The 15,711-nt window shown below is 66.3% G+C and carries 14 protein-coding genes and 4 pseudogenes; 8 read left to right on the top strand and 10 right to left on the bottom strand.

Features of this window, described 5'->3' with window-relative positions; genetic code table 11:
* The first annotated feature begins 19 nt into the window (after positions 1-19).
* From ACV7NM_RS32320 to ACV7NM_RS32305, 4 genes are all read left to right on the top strand, one after another.
* Positions 20-241 (top strand): hypothetical protein, encoded by a 222-nt coding sequence (locus ACV7NM_RS32320; RefSeq protein WP_463413628.1) that lies wholly within the window; start codon positions 20-22, stop codon positions 239-241.
* Positions 238-1,311 (top strand): hypothetical protein, encoded by a 1,074-nt coding sequence (locus ACV7NM_RS32315; protein WP_463413627.1) that lies wholly within the window; start codon positions 238-240, stop codon positions 1,309-1,311. The genes ACV7NM_RS32320 and ACV7NM_RS32315 overlap by 4 nt, the downstream gene beginning before the upstream one ends.
* Before the next feature lie 279 nt (positions 1,312-1,590).
* Entirely contained in the window at positions 1,591-2,667 is a 1,077-nt protein-coding gene (locus ACV7NM_RS32310; protein ID WP_463413626.1) for a terpene synthase family protein, read from the top strand.
* 55 nt (positions 2,668-2,722) lie between these two features.
* A complete protein-coding gene (locus ACV7NM_RS32305) occupies positions 2,723-3,172 on the top strand; it encodes a hypothetical protein (RefSeq protein ID WP_463413625.1) in 450 nt (149 codons plus the stop codon).
* A gap of 19 nt (positions 3,173-3,191) precedes the next feature.
* Here the strand turns inward: ACV7NM_RS32305 and ACV7NM_RS32300 are convergent.
* Both ACV7NM_RS32300 and ACV7NM_RS32295 read right to left on the bottom strand, forming a co-directional pair.
* Positions 3,192-4,171, bottom strand: a pseudogene (locus ACV7NM_RS32300) (IS5 family transposase).
* A 79-nt stretch (positions 4,172-4,250) separates the two neighbouring features.
* A pseudogene (locus tag ACV7NM_RS32295) lies at positions 4,251-4,577 on the bottom strand (IS5 family transposase); the annotation flags it as partial.
* A 74-nt stretch (positions 4,578-4,651) separates the two neighbouring features.
* Between ACV7NM_RS32295 and ACV7NM_RS32290 the strand changes: the two are divergent.
* Positions 4,652-5,743 carry an IS630 family transposase gene (locus ACV7NM_RS32290; protein ID WP_463413624.1) on the top strand — a complete coding sequence of 364 codons (1,092 nt, stop codon included), beginning with the start codon at positions 4,652-4,654 and terminating at the stop codon, positions 5,741-5,743.
* A gap of 183 nt (positions 5,744-5,926) precedes the next feature.
* On the opposite strand, the gene ACV7NM_RS32285 is transcribed toward ACV7NM_RS32290, so the two are convergent.
* Positions 5,927-6,154 (bottom strand): hypothetical protein, encoded by a 228-nt coding sequence (locus ACV7NM_RS32285; RefSeq protein WP_463413623.1) that lies wholly within the window; start codon positions 6,152-6,154, stop codon positions 5,927-5,929.
* Positions 6,151-6,315: a hypothetical protein gene (locus ACV7NM_RS32280; protein WP_463413622.1), complete on the bottom strand. Its 165-nt coding sequence runs from the start codon at positions 6,313-6,315 to the stop codon at positions 6,151-6,153. Before ACV7NM_RS32280 ends, ACV7NM_RS32285 begins: the two co-directional genes overlap by 4 nt.
* A gap of 207 nt (positions 6,316-6,522) precedes the next feature.
* On the opposite strand from ACV7NM_RS32280, the gene ACV7NM_RS32275 reads away from it, so the two are divergent.
* Both ACV7NM_RS32275 and ACV7NM_RS32270 read left to right on the top strand, forming a co-directional pair.
* Positions 6,523-6,843, top strand: coding sequence for a hypothetical protein (locus tag ACV7NM_RS32275; RefSeq protein WP_463413621.1), 321 nt, complete (start codon positions 6,523-6,525; stop codon positions 6,841-6,843).
* Between the two features lie 48 nt (positions 6,844-6,891).
* On the top strand, positions 6,892-9,417 hold the full coding sequence (locus ACV7NM_RS32270; protein ID WP_463413620.1) for an NACHT domain-containing protein: 2,526 nt from the start codon (positions 6,892-6,894) through the stop codon (positions 9,415-9,417).
* A gap of 223 nt (positions 9,418-9,640) precedes the next feature.
* On the opposite strand, the gene ACV7NM_RS32265 is transcribed toward ACV7NM_RS32270, so the two are convergent.
* Positions 9,641-10,012 carry a VOC family protein gene (locus tag ACV7NM_RS32265; protein WP_463413619.1) on the bottom strand — a complete coding sequence of 124 codons (372 nt, stop codon included), beginning with the start codon at positions 10,010-10,012 and terminating at the stop codon, positions 9,641-9,643.
* 321 nt (positions 10,013-10,333) lie between these two features.
* Between ACV7NM_RS32265 and ACV7NM_RS32260 the strand changes: the two genes are divergently transcribed.
* Positions 10,334-11,506, top strand: a complete 1,173-nt coding sequence (locus ACV7NM_RS32260) for an IS30 family transposase (RefSeq protein ID WP_463414139.1) — start codon at positions 10,334-10,336, stop codon at positions 11,504-11,506.
* 66 nt (positions 11,507-11,572) lie between these two features.
* Here ACV7NM_RS32260 and ACV7NM_RS32255 read toward each other — a convergent pair whose 3' ends face one another.
* The 5 genes and pseudogenes from ACV7NM_RS32255 to ACV7NM_RS32235 all read right to left on the bottom strand — a co-directional run bounded on the left by ACV7NM_RS32255 (position 11,573) and on the right by ACV7NM_RS32235 (position 15,348).
* Entirely contained in the window at positions 11,573-11,803 is a 231-nt protein-coding gene (locus ACV7NM_RS32255; RefSeq protein ID WP_463414164.1) for a hypothetical protein, read from the bottom strand.
* Positions 11,804-11,892: 89 nt separating this feature from the next.
* Positions 11,893-12,192, bottom strand: a pseudogene (locus ACV7NM_RS32250) (helix-turn-helix domain-containing protein); the annotation flags it as partial.
* A 66-nt stretch (positions 12,193-12,258) separates the two neighbouring features.
* Positions 12,259-13,008, bottom strand: coding sequence for an NAD-dependent epimerase/dehydratase family protein (locus tag ACV7NM_RS32245; protein ID WP_463413618.1), 750 nt, complete (start codon positions 13,006-13,008; stop codon positions 12,259-12,261).
* 206 nt (positions 13,009-13,214) lie between these two features.
* Positions 13,215-13,334 (bottom strand): annotated as a pseudogene (locus ACV7NM_RS32240) (IS630 family transposase); the annotation flags it as partial.
* A gap of 787 nt (positions 13,335-14,121) precedes the next feature.
* Positions 14,122-15,348, bottom strand: coding sequence for a PP2C family protein-serine/threonine phosphatase (locus ACV7NM_RS32235; protein WP_463413617.1), 1,227 nt, complete (start codon positions 15,346-15,348; stop codon positions 14,122-14,124).
* Positions 15,349-15,711: the final 363 nt, after the last annotated feature.

The raw sequence follows: 15,711 nt of genomic DNA, 5'->3' as shown, positions 1-15,711 counted from the left end.
AGATGGCGACTGGGACCTGGTGGCGAACAAGAGTGGGGCGACCCGGCTCGGCTTCAGCCTGTTGCTGAAGTTCTTCGAGCTGGACCGGCGGGGACTGACCGCGCTGTTCTGGTCCAACGTCAACCCGTACGGCACCTTCCGCCCGGACATGATCAAGCGCCTCGACCTGGGCACGTCTGCCGGCGTGCCCCATGCCCGGATCCCGGCGGACGTCGCCGACCGATCGAGAACGGAGACATGATGAAGGACCTCCAGAACCTCGCCGACCCCCGGTTGAACGAGGCCGCGGGCCAGGCGCCCGGTTTGGGAACACCCGGCCACGACCTGAAATCCCACCGACAGTGGACGATGGCGTTCTGGCATGCCAGCAGGGCGGCCGGGAAGGCGCTTCATCCGGCCGGCACTGACGCACTGCGCTATATCGCGGAAGAGGACCGTGAATTCCTTGAGGGTTTCTTCGACTGGTACTGCCGCAATTTCCCGGTCACGCGACATCTCGACCTGAAGGATCTGAAGGACCAGACGCACCTGACCGTCATGTCCTTCCCGAAGGTGCGGGATTTCAGCACGCTGGCCACGCTGAACCACGCCATGCTGGTGACGTTCTACGTCGACGACCACCGTCACCTGCTGGATCTGGTGCGGCTGCTCGACGACAGCAGGGCAGACCCGGTGGTCCACGCGTTCATGGAATACATCAGGAGCGAGATCCCCGACGCTCACGAGGGATTCACGGACGTGTTCAGGGAGTTTCTTACCGGAAGTCTGCTGCAAGGCAAGATCAAACGAAGCGAGCTTCTGTACAGCAGGGTGAAAAGCGTGACGATGGGCATCGTTCCTGTGCACTACCTCCGATGGTGCCTGTACGGGCTCCCGTCCGAAAAATTCGGCGCCTTGAAACTCCACAACTACATGCACTGGCTGGAAATTGACACAGTATTGGTAAACGACCGGTATTCACTCGGCAAGGAGTCGGACTCCCGCGAGTGGAACGCGCTTGCAACCCACGAGCTCAGCCACGAAGAGCTGACCGCCATGATCGACGACAACTACACCCGCCTGATCACGGCCCTTGGAGAACTGCTGGCAGCCGAAGAAGACCAGACGTGCGTAGAAGCCTATGAGGACTTCAAGATCTGCGCGGACGCCACGAAAACCTGGGAAGAGTTCTCCCCCAGGTACCACACCGACCGGAGCGACGCAGAAGCCGAAGGGCTGGGACGCACTCAGCCCGTGAACCGCCGTATCCCCCACGGGCCGACAGGGCTGGGAACGCAGGGCCTGCGACTGGGCATCAACAGCACCGGTTGACCACCGTTGGCATGGCACGGCCCTCTCTCGCGCCCCTGGGGCTTGGGATGGGGCGGCTGACCGGTGGGTACCTCGTTACAGAAACGCGGCACGGCTGGGGTCTGCGGACAAGGTGAACGAGGTCCGTGAGGGTCGTTCGGCGTGCTGTCAGGCAGGGATCGGGGGGTGGCGGTGGGCGCTCAGCAGGTTCAGCCCGTCGCGGGTGGTGTGCCGTGGTTGGGCCATGCGTCCCCCGGTGAAGGCATATCGAGGCCGCCCGAGGGACGACCCTGCTTCCGGATGCCGGCCTTCCCCCGGTTCACGCCCGCCCGGCGCCGCCGGGGCCTTGAGGCTCTGGAACAGCGCTGCGCGGCCTGGCTCGCCGCACTCCTGCACGACGCCTTCGAGAGCGAGGAGGAGCTGGAGGCGTTCTTGGAGCACCGCACCAGTCTGTGGAACCTGCTCACCTACGCCGGTGCCCGCGAGGACCGCATCGAACTGGTCTGCGCCTGGATCGACGTCCTCTTCAGCATCGACGACGTCTTCGCCCAGGCACCCCCGCCCCGTATCCGGCAACTGGGCATCCATAAGCTGCCGGCCGTCATCGAGGGGAGAACGCCTGCCGCGGACACCGCCTTCACCCGGGCCTTCCGGCAGCTGCGCGACCAGACCCTGCCCCTCGCACCCGAACGGGTCTGGCACCGCTACGCGCGCACCCTGCATGAGTTCTTGAACGCCTGCCACGCCGAACGCGACCTCGTCCAGGACCGCGCGACGCTCGACCTGCCCACCTACGAGAAGTACCGCAACAGCTCGATCGGGGCGTGCTGCTTCCCCCTCCTCGAAATCGGCCTCGGCATCGACCTGAGCGACCATCTGACGAAGCTGCCCGAACTACGGCGCCTCAACATGCTGGTCGCACGGCACTGGATCGGCGTCAACGACGTCTTCTCCTACCGCAAAGAGCTCTACAGCGGCGACACCATGAACGAGATCCACCTCGCGCTCGCCGAGAACGGCGGCGACCTCCAAACAGCCGTCGACCGCATCGCCGAAACCACCCACCGCGTCGAAACCGAATTCGACCACCTCACCACCCAACTGCGCGCAGGCGCGGGAGAACAGGACAGTGGCCTGTTCACCTACCTGGACGGGCTGGAAGCGATGATCGCCGGAAACCTCGAATGGTCCTACCTCACCCCCCGCTACAACGGCCGCGGCCACACCTGGAACGGCCTGACCGACGCCACCGCCGTCCTCACCCCCCGACCGCACCCTCTACCTGCCCCATGCCGCCGGTCAGGTGGTCACGATGCAATCCGCGAGCACCCGCATCGGCGTTTTGCACATATCCGAAGCAGGTGTCCGGGAGGCTAGCGCGAGGACCAGACCGTCCGGTCTCCGCGCGGACGGACGATGCGAAGGGATGCTCATGACCGACCTCAAGGTGACCTTCTACAGCAGCCCCGGCTACACCGGGCACTCAAAGCAACTGGAGTACCACTACGACAACCCGTACCGGGTGTACTCGCTCAAGGCCCTCGGCCTCCCCAGCGTGGGTTCCATCAAGCTGCCCGACCCCGTCCCCGTGTCCGAGGGGAGCGAGGAGAAGACGTCCCGCTCCGTTCGGATCTTCCAGTACCGGCCGACCAGCATCCTCGTGTACGGAGGGCCGCAAGAGACCTTCAAGGACATCGAGGAGTCCACTCCAGACCTGGGTGAGCCATGGTCCCAGGGGCCATACTTCCACGTCATGTCCAGGACCAGCGGGTGGCAGCCGACGTGGATCTCCAACAACACCGACAACACCGACGACACGCTCACCTTCCTCGATAACCTCGCGTCGGCCAAGCCGGCCAAGCCGGCCGAGGTGATCGACTAGGGCCTGTGTGATGTCGCGATCATTCGGTGGTCTTCACCAGGTCGTCGATCCAGATCATTGCGGCGCGGAGGTGGAGGCCGGCGAGGTAGCTTTCGGGTGACTTGTCGTAGCGGGTGGCGATCCCTCGCCAGGCCTTCAGCTTGTTGATCAGGCGCTCGACGGTGTTGCGTTCCTTGTAGAGGTCGGTGTCGTGGCTGACGGGTCTGCCGCCTCGTGCGCCCTTCTTCTTCCGGTTGGCGGCCTGGTCCTTCTTCTCCGGGATGACGGCCTTGATTCCGCGTTTGCGCAGGTAGGCGCGGTTGCCGCGGGATGAGTAGGCCTTGTCTGCGGCGACCGCGCCGGGCTTGGTGCGGGGACGGCCGACGGGCAGGCGGACTCTCACCCTCGCGAGCACGGGGATGAACTGCGGGCTGTCCCCGGCCTGCCCGGCGGTCAGCACCATTGAAAGCGGACGGCACCTGCGGTCCGCAGCGAGGTGAATCTTGCTGGTCAGGCCGCCCCGGGACCTGCCGAGGAGGGCTTCCTTCAGGCGGAGCTTGCGTCTGCGGCGGATGCGGCGACGCTCGGCCTGTCCGTTCTGTTCCTCCGGTCCGCCCCCTTTTGCCGGGCCGCTTCCTGTTCCTGTGCGGCTTCTTCCAGGGCCTCCATGAGGTGCTTGCTGACACGCATCCCCGCGGCGTCGTGGTGGGCACGGACCGTTGTGGAATCCACGCTGACCAGCGACAAGTCCGTTCTTCCCACGCGGGCTGCCTCGGCGATCAGGCCTTCCAAGAGGGCGGTGAAGACACCGGCGTCCCGCCAGACGCGGAAGCGTCCGTAGACCGTGGCCCACGGGCCGAACTCGGCAGGCATCTCCCGCCACTGAGCACTGGAGCGGAACCGCCAGATCACACCCTCGAACTGCTCCCGCAACCGCTCCGGATACGGGCCGTACCTACCGATCGGCAGATACGGCTCGATGAACTTCCACTGGGCATTGGTGAGTTGCCTGCGTGTCACAACCACAGTCGTACCGGATTCCACCTCGCGACGAGGACAGAACCCAGAAACTGATCACGACATCACACAGGCCCTAGTGGGCCCCGGCAGCGTGCTGATGAGCCCGGACGATCGTGGAATCAACCGCGACGACCCAGTCCAGGTCGCCCTCGGCATCAGCCTGGGCGAGGAGAGCGGTGAAGACACGTTCCCACGTGCCGTCGGCCGCCCACATCCGCAGCCGGTTGTGGGCGCCCTTCCACGACCCAAAGTGCTCGGGCAGATCCATCCACGGAGTGCCAGTGCGGTATTTGAACGCGATCGCGTCGATCACCTGCCGCTGATCACGCCACCGCCCACCCCGCCGAGATGTCCGGTCCGGCAGCAACGGCTCAATGCGTGCCCACTGGGCATCAGCCAACGACACGCATCAACCAACGATCAGATGATCTGAAGGAAACGGCCTAGTGACCTGAGTCAGAGATTCGTCGTTAGTCGAGCATGAGTCGTCCGGGTCCGAAGATTCCGCCGTTGTCGGTCACTGGTGCCCAGCGGGCGGTGTTGGAGGGCTGGTTACGTCGCCGTACGACGGCTCAGGCTTTGGCTCAGCGGTCGCGGATCGTGCTGGAGTGCGCCGAAGGCCACTCGATCATGGAGGTGTCCCGCCGGCTGCGGATCGTGCCGGACACGGTCCGCACCTGGCGGCGCCGCTTCATCGAGCGGGGACTGGACGGCTTGTGCGACGAACCGCGGCCCGGTGTCCCACGGAAGATCACAGATGCTGACGTCGAGCGGGTCATCGTCAAGACGCTTGAGGAGACGCCGAAGAACGCGACCCACTGGTCGACGAGATCGATGGCCGCGGCCACGGGCATGTCGCAGTCGACGGTCTCGCGGATCTGGCGGGCGTTCGCGCTGGCGCCACACCGGTCGCAGACATTCAAGCTGTCCACCGACCCGCTGTTCATCGACAAGGTCCGCGATGTCGTCGGCCTGTATCTCGACCCGCCGGAGAAGGCTCTGGTTCTCTGCGTGGACGAGAAGTCGCAGATCCAGGCCCTGGACCGGTCCCAGCCGGTCCTGCCGATGGTGCCCGGTGTTCCCGAACGCCGCAGCCACGACTACGTCCGGGCCGGGACCACGACCCTTTTCGCCGCCCTCGAGGTCGCTACCGGCAAGGTCATCGGATCCCTTCACCGGCGCCACCGGGCAGCGGAGTTCAAGAAGTTCCTCAACAAGCTCGACAAGGAAATTCCGGCTGACCTGCAGGTTCATCTGATCCTGGACAACTATGCCACCCACAAGACACCCGACATCAAACGTTGGCTGCTGGCCCACTCACGTTTCCACCTGCACTTCACGCCGACGAGCGCGTCGTGGTTGAACCTGGTCGAGCGGTGGTTCGCCGAGCTGACTCAGAAGAAGCTCAAGCGCGGCGTCCACCGCTCCGTCCGGGCCCTCGAACGCGACATCCGGGCATGGGTGGCCGACTGGAACGAGCAGCCCAGGCCCTTCGTCTGGACAAAGACCGCCGACGAGATCCTCGACAAAGTCGCCGCGTACTGCCAACGAATCTCTGACTCAGGTCACTAGGGGTGCCGTCCGGCGAACGAGTCACCTGCCCCAAGTGCGGGTGCTTTTTGACCGATCGGTCGTTCTCATCTGGGCCTGCCCGCCATGATGGGGACCATGGGGCGGCAGCCGGTCGGCATGCACGAGTCGGTCGAGCACTGGGCGGTGCTCGATGACGAGCTGGAGCTCGTCCCGGGCGGAACCTCAGGCGCGCGCGGAGACGGGCGCGGTGGAATCGATCACGCCAGGCCACGAGTGACGGCGGAACAGGACGGCCAGGAGGGGGAGTCGGACCCCGGCCTCGGTGAGGGCGATGCCGGGCAGTGTGAGGTCGCGGAGGTCTGTCTCGTCCTCGGTTCCCGCCTCTCCATCGGCCCAGCGGGGCGCGCCGGTGAGTGTGAGGCGGTGGGTCGCTTGGGGCCGGGTCGTCATTGGCGTCCGCGAAGTTCCCGCACGAGTTCCGCGACGGCGCTCAGTATGCTGGCGCGGTCCTGCGAGTCGGTGTTCTTCAGCGCCAGGCCGGTGATGGTCACCGCGGTGATCGCGAGGATCGCCAGCCCGGCCAGGATTACCCCTGCCCACTGGATGTCCATGTGTCAGTCCTTCCCAACTTGTCTCGGCCGCCCCGGATGAGGCGGCCACGAGTAGCTTGGCCAGGCTCCCCGGGGGTCGGCCATGGATACCGGATCGCCGGATTTTCCGGCGGCAGCCAGCAGGTCAGACGGGCGGGTCGCCGGATCATGCCGGATCGGATCAGTACCCGAGCGAAAGGGTCAGAAGTGAGCGCGACGGAGGAGCACATGGGACGCCAGGCTTTGGCGGAGGCGCTCGGGCGGCTCTACGCCGATCGCCCGCGGGGGAAGACTCAGAAGGAGGCTGTCGAGGTCGCCAACAGGCGCCGTCGGGTCGCCGTAGGTCGCCCGGAAGATAAGGCCTGGCCGCGCGAGGAAGGGGGAACGGACCTGGCCTCCACAACGGTCAACGACTGGTTCCCCAAGCCGAAGGGCTCGAAGAGGCTCAGCGTGCCGCCGGACTTCGCGGATCTGTGGTCCGTCGTCGTCGTGATGCTCGAATGGACTCTCCCCGACAGGCAGTCCGCGGACAGGCAGGCGCCGCACTGAAAGAAGCTCCACGAGGAGGCCCAGCGCAGAAACGGCGCGGACGAGGAGGTGCGCGGCTACCTTGAAGCGGCCAGGAAAGCGACAGAAAAGCATCCTTATGAGGGCATCCCGGGCGAGACGGGCCCTCCCTGTCTGACGGGGGTCTACGTGCGCCAGCGCAGCCATCCTGTGGCTCGGGACGGGCACGCCGCTTCCCCCGACGGCTCTGCCGCCGGGGGAAGCGGAACCGGCCTTGCCGTTCGTGCCGAGCCTGCCGAAGCGGTCTTCCGGAAGGGCGACCGGCTGTGCGTGCTCATCGCCGGCCCCGGCACTGGCAAGACCACGCTGCTGCGCAGGTGGTTGCGTGACGCGGCCGGTAGATGGCCCGCCGACGCGCCGAATGCCGGGACGTCCGGTCCGGCCGTCCCGGTGTGGGTGAGCGCGCGTGCCCTCGTCGAGGAGGAGGTGCAGATACCCGACGTGCTCGCCGCCGCCACCAGAAAGTTCAGCCGGTACGGGCGCCACCCGGAACTGGCCCGAGCTCGCTTCCTTCAGCGGCCGTGGTCCGGGGCGCACTGGCAGGTGCTCGTCGACGACCTCGACGAGCTTCCTACCGCGGACGAGCGCCGCGCCGTGTTGGAGAAGCTGGCCAACGCCGTCGCGGCGGACCCGCCGTTGTACCGGTGCGTGGTAGCAACTCGCCCACTGACCGAGAATGAACTCAACGTCCTCGATCACGTCCTCGGCAAACAGGTGCCCCACTATGCACTGCAGCCTTTCACCACCGACGATCTGCACACCTACATCGAAAAGCACTTCAGCACCCGGTGGCCGCAGCAAGAGGCCACCCACCGCGGCCGCCGTTTCGCCGACACGCTCCGCAATGCCTGCTTGGACGAGCTGGCCCGTACCCCGCTGATGGCTCTCATGCTGTGCCAGCTCCACCTCGCCAAGCCTGAAAGCCAGTTACCCGACACCCGGACTGCGGTGTACGAGGCGTTCACCGACTTGGTCTACGAGAACAACCAGGGAAAGCGCGTTGCGGACAGCCACGAAGAGTCGATCAAGCGCCTCGTGGAAAGCCTCCAGAGTCCGCGGGCGCGCAAGGATGCCGACACCGCCGCGCGGCAGGTCCACGAACGGCTGCCCGAGCTGATCGACCACCTGGCCCACCGGTGGCTTTCGGGCCACGAAGCCCCCGTGACCGAGGCACTGGCCTCGCACGAGGCCGTCCGCCGCCCCGGCAAGGTCCGCCCTGAGCGCTGGGAGGCGTTCTTGGAGGACCTGCTCCGGCACACCGGACTGCTGGTCCACCGCGCGGACGGCCTCGGCTTCCCTCACCGGACCTTCCTCGAGTACCACGCCGCCCGCCACGCCACGCGCGACGAAGTTGCTCGCGCCCAGCTGCTCGACGATCTCTTTCCTCCCCAGGCGCCCTCCGTCGAAAGCCCCCCGCAGCCTCCCCGCCTCCCGGCGTCCTACCTCGGATTCCTTCTCGACAGGCTCCTCGGGGCTCAGGACGGCATCGCGACCGAGACCGCTCGGCGCCTGGAGACCCTCGCGAAACACGGGGAGCTGAGCACGATCCCGTTTCTCATGGTGCAGGCCGTGAACTTCAAGACGAATCTCCCACTGAAGCCACTCGTCCGCCGTCTGCTCCGCCTGGCCCAGCAGCCCAGCGCCTACGACCCGTTCGACGCCCCGGTGTCTGCGGCCTGGTGGCTTTCCCGGCTCGACGGGTACCTGGAGGCCGGAGCCGACCTGCTGACCCGCTTCGCCCAAAACGACAACAACAGGGTCTGCGACCGCGTGACGGCAGTCGGCTACCTGGGTCAGCTGGAGGGATATCGAGAGGGCGCTGCCGCCTGGTTGGCCCGCTGGGCTCAATGGTCCTTCCTCGAAGTGGACGAGCGCGTGCTGGCCGCCAAGGCGTTGGCTCATGTGGAGGGGCACCGGGAGACCGGTGTGACATTGCTTGCCAGATTCATCGAGGACACCACCCTCGACCTGCATGATCGCATGCAGGCTGCTCAAGGGCTGGCGGCGATACCTGGAGAGAGGGAGACCGGAGCGGCATGGCTTGCCCGCTTCGCCGAGGACGCCACGGTCGATGGCTCCGGCCGTGTGTGGGCGGCCTGGGAGCTGGCCAAAATGGATGAATACGAGGAGGCCGGGGCAACACTGCTGACCCGCTTCGTGGAACAGGCCGCTTTCAACGGAGAGGACCGCACCTGGGCCGCTTGGGGGTTGGCTCAGTTGGATGGACACCGAGAGACCGGCATCGCGTGGCTGACGCGCTTTGGCAAAGACACCACCATGCGCGGAAAGGCCGGTCCACGGCTGGAGGAAGTGGACAAAGACGCCTACGCAGCGCTGCTGACCAGCATCGTGGAAGACACCACGGAGTCTGATTGCACCCGCGCAATGACCGCATGGACGCTGGCTGGTCTTGATGGGCATCAGCAGGTTGGTGCCACGTGGCTCGCCCACTTCATCGGGAGCACCGAATCGCCCAGCTCGTTGGAAGCAGTGGCCCGTATTCTCGAGCTCTTCGGGCCCACCACGGGATCCGGCGAGGAACACACGCTCTTGTAAACGGTGATCGGGCCAGCTCTGAGCCGCTTTTGACGGACATTCGAGTGGCCACGCTCGCCCGTACGACCGACGACGTCGAGGTCGAGTTCCGGCACGGATCGGGGACGTACTGACGGGCTGGACCGGGGAGACCCTGGGCGGCCTCACCGTGCTCATCGCGGTCGCGGCCGGGGGCTGGATCCGCTGGCGCCGGACCGCCCGCCCCGCCGCTGGAGAACGCCAATCAGCGCGTAACGATGCAGAAGGGATGCCCAGCAGGGTCGGTGAGGACCCGCGCCTTGTCCCCATGCGGCTGGTGATCCGGCTTTCCCGCACCCAGCTCCAGCAGCCGGGCCTCGGCCTTGTCCAGGCTCTCCGCGACCTTGAAGCAGATGTGAAGCTGCTGGGGAACGATCTGGCCAGGACAACTCGGAGCCCGGTAGTCCTCGACCCGCTGGAAGCCGATGAAGAGTCCGTCCTCACGGTTGAGACCGGCGAACTCGGCGTCCGACTTCGGGTGTGGTTCTAAGCCGGTGGCCTGCTGATAGAACGCAGCCAGAGCCAGCGGATCAGGGCAATCGAGTGTTATCGCGACCAGTTCCATCTGCAGGGGCATGAGACCTCCGAGCCGATCAGTGGACTTCCGACCACGCCATAGAAGCGGCTGCCTACCGTTGAGCGGGACGAAGAGAGCGCGTTCGTTCCACTCAACCGTAAGCACAGCAGGTCAGAGCCTCCACATGCCAACAGATATCTGGGACAGGACAACCGGTCGGGCCCGGACCAACCCCTAGACCATCGCCATCCGCCGTGTTTGGCTCGGCGCCTCCACAGCATGCAATGACGATCCCTGTCGGCGACGGCTGAAAAGTTGACCAGTGGCGACGCTTGGGTTCTAACGCTTGTCGCAACATTCCTTGATCATTGTGGGGTGTTGATGGCGAGGCGGGGACGCAAGCGCAGACTGGAGCTCGAGGCCGAGTACTGGCGGCTTCTGGCCGCCGGAGTGGGCAGCGTCGAGGCGTGCAGGCAACTGGGGATCGGGCGCAAGACGGGCTACCGGTGGCGGGCTGAGAACGGTGGCCTGCAACCGGACTATCTCCCGGAAGCCTCGCGCTCAGGCCGGTACTTGTCGCTGGTGGAGCGCCGGAGAATCGCCTCGTTGCGTGGCCGCGGCCTCGGGGTCCGGGAGATCGCCGGCCTGCTCGGACGGGCACCATCGACAGTCAGCCGGGAGTTACGGCGCAACAGCCGTCCACACGACTACGGCCGATACGACGCCGACCTGGCCCACTATCGAGGTCGCGAGCGGGCAGTACGTCCCAGACGTTCCAAGCTGTCCACGGACCTCGAGCTCAAAGCCGAGGTGCAGTCCAAGCTCGACCTGGAGTGGAGCCCCGAGCAGATCGCCGCCCATCTCCGCACCCGCTGGCCCGACCGTCCCGAGCGACACCTGTGCCACGAGACCATCTACCGAGCTCTCTACCAAGGGGCCAAGGGCGGCTTGAGCAGGACGCTGACCAGGAAACTTCGCACCGGCCGGCCGTTGAGGAAGAAGCGTCGTCGCTCCGACCAGCGCATGCCCCGATTCATTGCACCGGCCGTCCTCATAGACCGTCGGCCGTCGATCATCGAGCTGCGCGAGCGCCTCGGCGACTGGGAGGGCGACCTCGTCGTCGGCGCACGCAGCCAGTCCGCCGTCGCCACGCTCGTCGACCGACGCACCCGCTACCTCCGTCTGGTCCCGCTGCCGGAGGGACACTCGGCCAGTCAGCTGCGCGATGCCCTCATCGCCGCCCTTTGCAAACTGCCAGAGCAGGCACGTCGCAGTCTCACCTGGGACCAGGGCTCCGAGATGTCACGCCATCATGAACTCGCGCCCTACTTCACCGACGGAATCTTCTTCGCACGTCCTGGCAGTCCCTGGGAGCGAGGAACGAATGAGAACACCAACGGCTTGATACGGCAGTACCTGCCCAAGCGCACGAACCTCTCCCTGCACACCGCTGACGACCTCAGAGCTATCGAACAGAGACTGAACACCCGGCCCCGCAAGACATTGGGTTGGCAGACCCCGGCTCAGGCATTCGCCACGGCTCTGGCACTCTGAGCCTGCAACGTTGCGACGATCATACGAATCCACCTTAGAACCCAAGCGCCGGAATCGGCTCACATTTCAAGCGTCGCCGACATTCGAGGGCGTCCCGGCGGACTCCGAGGCGTAGAGGTAGCGGTCCATCAGTCGCAACAGTGCCTGGGTATTCAGCAGCGCGGCGAAGGCGAACTCGCTGCGGTAGCTGTCCATGGAGGCCCGGTGCGCGCCCAGATGCCGGTTGAGCGTGTGCTGGCGGGAGGCTGGGCTGAATACGTTCTTCAACGCGTTGACGAGGAGGTAGGGCGCCAGCATGCGCAGCTGCGCGGCTCCCGTGTGGGTGCTATGTGCTCCGGCGAGCATTTGTGGCTGCCGGTGCCCGTGAACGTCGCCTGAGATAGCGACCTTGGAAACCGCTTGCGCGGCCGGAGGGCTAGTACCGGTCCAAGGTGGTTGATGATGCGATCTGCAGCGGACTTCGACACTCCGAAAAGCGGCGCGAGCTGTCGCAGAGTCAGGTTGGTGCGCCAGTACGCGGCGACCAGCAGCACCCGGTCCTCCAAGGCCAAGTCCCTTGGCTGGCCCTTGCGGACCGGGTCCGCGCCTTCCCGCCGCAGGGCGGTGATCAGGCCGCCGAACTGCCGAGGGCTCAGCCCGGTGAACGGGCCTATCAAGGACGACTCCGACGCCGTGATCACAGCCACCCGGAGATCATCTCAGTTCCTGAGGCGGCCCGATCCCGTCGATCTCGCATGCGACGGCCATATGCGTCAAGGCCAAAGGTGCTTGAGCGTGAACTCGGGCTCGGCATAGAGGCCAGCCTGGACTCCGGTCGGATCGGCTGAAAGATCCCCGGGAATCTCCGCAGCGTGGGCTCCGGCGTCGTCGACGGGGACATAGGCCAGTTCCGTCACGTCAGGGAGCTTCCAGAAGCGGCGGCTGTTGGCGGACACGGCGTACGCCGTGACGAAGCGAGTGGAGGACGGTGCAGTCAGAGCAGCCCGGATGTATCCGACGGCATCGCGCGGGCTCAGCCAGGTCGCCAGGTGCCTGGGCTCGGTGGGCCTGGGCTCAAAGCTGCCAATGCGCAGGCAGATCACCGACAGACCGAACTTGTCGGCGTACAACTGACCAAGGGCCTCGACGGCCACCTTGCTCACCCCATAGAGGCCGTCAGGGCGTGCCGGCTCCTGGGGGCCGGTGAGATGTCCGGCGGGGTAGAAGCCGGTCACACGGTTGCTGCTTGCCAGCACCACCCGCTCGATGCTCAAGCGCCGCGCCGCCTCCAAGACATGGTGCGTGCCCAACACATTGGCTTCGAGCAGGTTCGGGAGAGGGGCCTCATCGGCCACGCCGCCCAAGTGGAGCACGCGGTCGGCTCCCGCGAGAGCAGATTCCACTGCGGCGGCGTCCCGCAGGTCCACCGTGTGCACGTCTTCGTTCTCGGCCTCCGAACGGAGCGGTACGCGGTCGAGCAGGACCAGGCGTGCCGCCTCACGTCGCAGCGTCTCACGCACCACTGAACCGATGGCGCCCGCCGCTCCTGTTACCGCCACTGTTCCCAGACTCACTGCGCTCCCCCTATTTTTCAACACCCCTCCACTTTTGCATCCGTTGATCCGCTCATCAAGGCGGCGGGGAACTGAGCAAGCAGGTCTGGGGGCCTCCTGAGCAAGAGGGAGGGATGCTCAAGGAGCACCACACCCCCACTACTGACTTCTGCGTTTCAAGGTGACGTTGGGTCGTCGAGGGTGAGGCCGGTGCCGGCTATGAAGCCGTCGAGGGTGTGTGGCCGGTATTGCAGGCGTTTGAGCCTGTTGCGGACGAGTCCTTCGAGGCGGTCGAGGGGCCCACGCTGGTCGGTTCGCGCAGGAACCCGTACAGCTCGCGCGCGTAGCCAGCCTGTTGTGCAGCGGCCGCAAGGCGATGGCTGTGCCGATCACCAGCAGGTCGACGACCATCGGCACAACCGCTCCCCGAGGTCAGGCCCGCCCGGGATTCCGAACGACGCCGTGGCCCGACTCTGCGGCTCCTGGCCCGAAGCATCAATCCAGGCACGCTGGCCCCCGAACGCCCGGCCCGCGCGCGCTGATATGGACCCCGATGGGGTCGCCGGACATCTCCGCCCCCGGAGAACTACCGATGCCGGGGACGTGCATCGCCCCGCGATGCGGCCGCCTCCCCACCCATGGGCGACGTGACGGCTTCACGAGCGAGGAGGCGGCTTGCCGTGCCCGCCTGGCCGCGGGCGGGTCGGTGACGCGCAGGCTTCCCCGCCACCGCTCGTTCAGCAAGAGCACCGTGCATACGCCACCGGGCGCGCCTGCCTGCATGCCAATGGCTGCGCGCCAAATGGCTGCGCGTCAATGGTGTCGCCCCGGTCCCAAGGGTGTTTCGCCACTGGCCGTGGCGCCTTCACGGCACCGCACCGGAGGGGTGCGCTGCCGCGCGGATGGCGGAATGACCGTGATGCAGGCCCTACCACCACGAAACGCCCGCGAACTTCGAAAGATCGTCAATCGGTCAGATGCCGTCTGGAACCTTCCGACCCCGCCCTGCGAAGAGGCCAGCAGATGAAGAACAAGCTGAGAGGCTGTTTCTGATTTCCTGGGCTTCCGCGTCCGAGGTTGTGTTCAGTCGAGGGCCGCGACGTGGTCGGCGGCGCCTCCGCGCCACTCGATCATGAAGAGGGTGGCGTCGTCGCTGGTGCGCCCGTCCCGTTCCTTCTTCAACGTGTGGGAGAGCAGGCGCAGATCCGCCCGCATCCCGCCCGATGGCTCCTGGCCCAGGCGGTTGACGCAGCGGATGAGGCGTTCCTCACCGAACGGCTGCCCACCGACGACACGTTCCTCGATGATGCCGTCGGTGTAGCAGAGGACCCGATCGCCCCGCTGGAGTGTGTGCTCTCGGACGCGGGGCGTCTCACCTCCGATGCCGACGGGCAGCGTCGTCGCGCTCTCCAACTGCCGCAGGACCTTACCCTCGCGGATCAGCAGCGGTGCGGGGTGGCCCGCGTTGACCAGTTCCAGCTCACCGGTGGCGATGTTCAGGTGCATCAGTTGCGCGGTGACGAAGTGGTCGTCCCCGAACTGCCTGGAGATGGCCTGGTCCATGAACGCGTACTTCTCGGCCAAGCTGACGAACACGCGTCGGGCATGACGGTAGGCGCCGATGGCGATGGCCGCCATCGCGGCGGCGTCCAGGTCGTGGCCCATCGCGTCGATCACGGCCATGTGCAGGATGTTGTCGTTGAGGGCGTAGTCGAAGCTGTCACCGGCGACGCGGTAGGCGGGCTCGAGGATGCCTGCCACCTCGACCTGCGGCACGGTCATCGTCAGCGGCGGCAGCAGTCCCCACTGGATCTCCGCGGACACGCTCATCGGCTCCCGGCGCCGGGCCATGAAGAACTGGTCGGTGTAGGCGTTCTTGGTGACCAGCATGTCGGCGACCAGGCCAGAGAGCCGGCGCAGCAGGCGCCGATCGTCCTCGTCGACGGTCTCCAAGGTCAGGGCCAGCACGCCCACCTGATCGCTTCCGTCCAACAGTGGCAGATACATCCGCACGCCGCCGCCGGCCTGTACCACCTCGACGACGTCCGCGCTTTGGAAGGCCCGCCCGGCCGGGGAGCCGGCCACCGACTCGGGCTGGCCCACGTGCAGCTTCTTGCCCGGAAGCGGCACCAGCAGCTCCTGCGCGTAATCCTGGAGCAGGATGGACACGTCACGGCCGCCGATCCTGGCCACCTCTTCCGCGATCAGCGGGGCGACCAGCTGCGGCGGCAACCGCCGTGCCCGATCCAGCAGCCCCCCGAGCAGCCGCTCACCGAAACTTTCGGACCGGTCCACGCTCTCTCCGCCCATGACCCGGTTCGCCACCGCTTTCGTGCCACCCGCCTCTGGTCGCTGTCTGCGCACAATGTGCCCGGTCAAGCCGCTGGAGCGGCTCATTACACCATGTGCGGCATGTCGGAGATGCCCATCGCGGCTGCGACGTGGGCGAGGGGCCTCGTGTGGCAGCGCTTGATCAGGCGACGCAGTCTTTCCACGGCGAGGGAGCGTTCGTCTTATGTGTCATGCAGCAGAACCGGGTGCAGAGGCTCGCCGTGTGCGGTCCCGTCGGTCGATGGCCTCGGCGACCTCTTGGGTGGCGCCGTGAAGGAAATCACCGTAGGGACACCGAGGAAGCCGGCATGCGTGCCGCCGCCCTGCCACTTGTAGTCAACT

The sequence above is a fragment of the Streptomyces sp. Tek67B01 genome, assembly GCF_055231995.1.
The sequence above is the reverse complement of the archived record's forward strand: the minus strand, read 5'-3'. Positions and strand labels throughout refer to the sequence as shown.

Excerpts from the sequence above, each read along its gene's own strand:
- ACV7NM_RS32315 (WP_463413627.1), top strand. The coding sequence starts at position 238 with ATGATGAAGGACCTCCAGAACCTCGCCGACCCCCGGTTGAACGAGGCC.
- ACV7NM_RS32310 (WP_463413626.1), top strand. The coding sequence starts at position 1,591 with ATGCCGGCCTTCCCCCGGTTCACGCCCGCCCGGCGCCGCCGGGGCCTT.
- ACV7NM_RS32305 (WP_463413625.1), top strand. The coding sequence starts at position 2,723 with ATGACCGACCTCAAGGTGACCTTCTACAGCAGCCCCGGCTACACCGGG.
- ACV7NM_RS32290 (WP_463413624.1), top strand. The coding sequence starts at position 4,652 with ATGAGTCGTCCGGGTCCGAAGATTCCGCCGTTGTCGGTCACTGGTGCC.
- ACV7NM_RS32285 (WP_463413623.1), bottom strand. The coding sequence starts at position 6,154 with ATGACGACCCGGCCCCAAGCGACCCACCGCCTCACACTCACCGGCGCG.
- ACV7NM_RS32280 (WP_463413622.1), bottom strand. The coding sequence starts at position 6,315 with ATGGACATCCAGTGGGCAGGGGTAATCCTGGCCGGGCTGGCGATCCTC.
- ACV7NM_RS32275 (WP_463413621.1), top strand. The coding sequence starts at position 6,523 with ATGGGACGCCAGGCTTTGGCGGAGGCGCTCGGGCGGCTCTACGCCGAT.
- ACV7NM_RS32265 (WP_463413619.1), bottom strand. The coding sequence starts at position 10,012 with ATGCCCCTGCAGATGGAACTGGTCGCGATAACACTCGATTGCCCTGAT.
- ACV7NM_RS32260 (WP_463414139.1), top strand. The coding sequence starts at position 10,334 with ATGGCGAGGCGGGGACGCAAGCGCAGACTGGAGCTCGAGGCCGAGTAC.
- ACV7NM_RS32255 (WP_463414164.1), bottom strand. The coding sequence starts at position 11,803 with ATGCTGGCGCCCTACCTCCTCGTCAACGCGTTGAAGAACGTATTCAGC.
- ACV7NM_RS32235 (WP_463413617.1), bottom strand. The coding sequence starts at position 15,348 with ATGGGCGGAGAGAGCGTGGACCGGTCCGAAAGTTTCGGTGAGCGGCTG.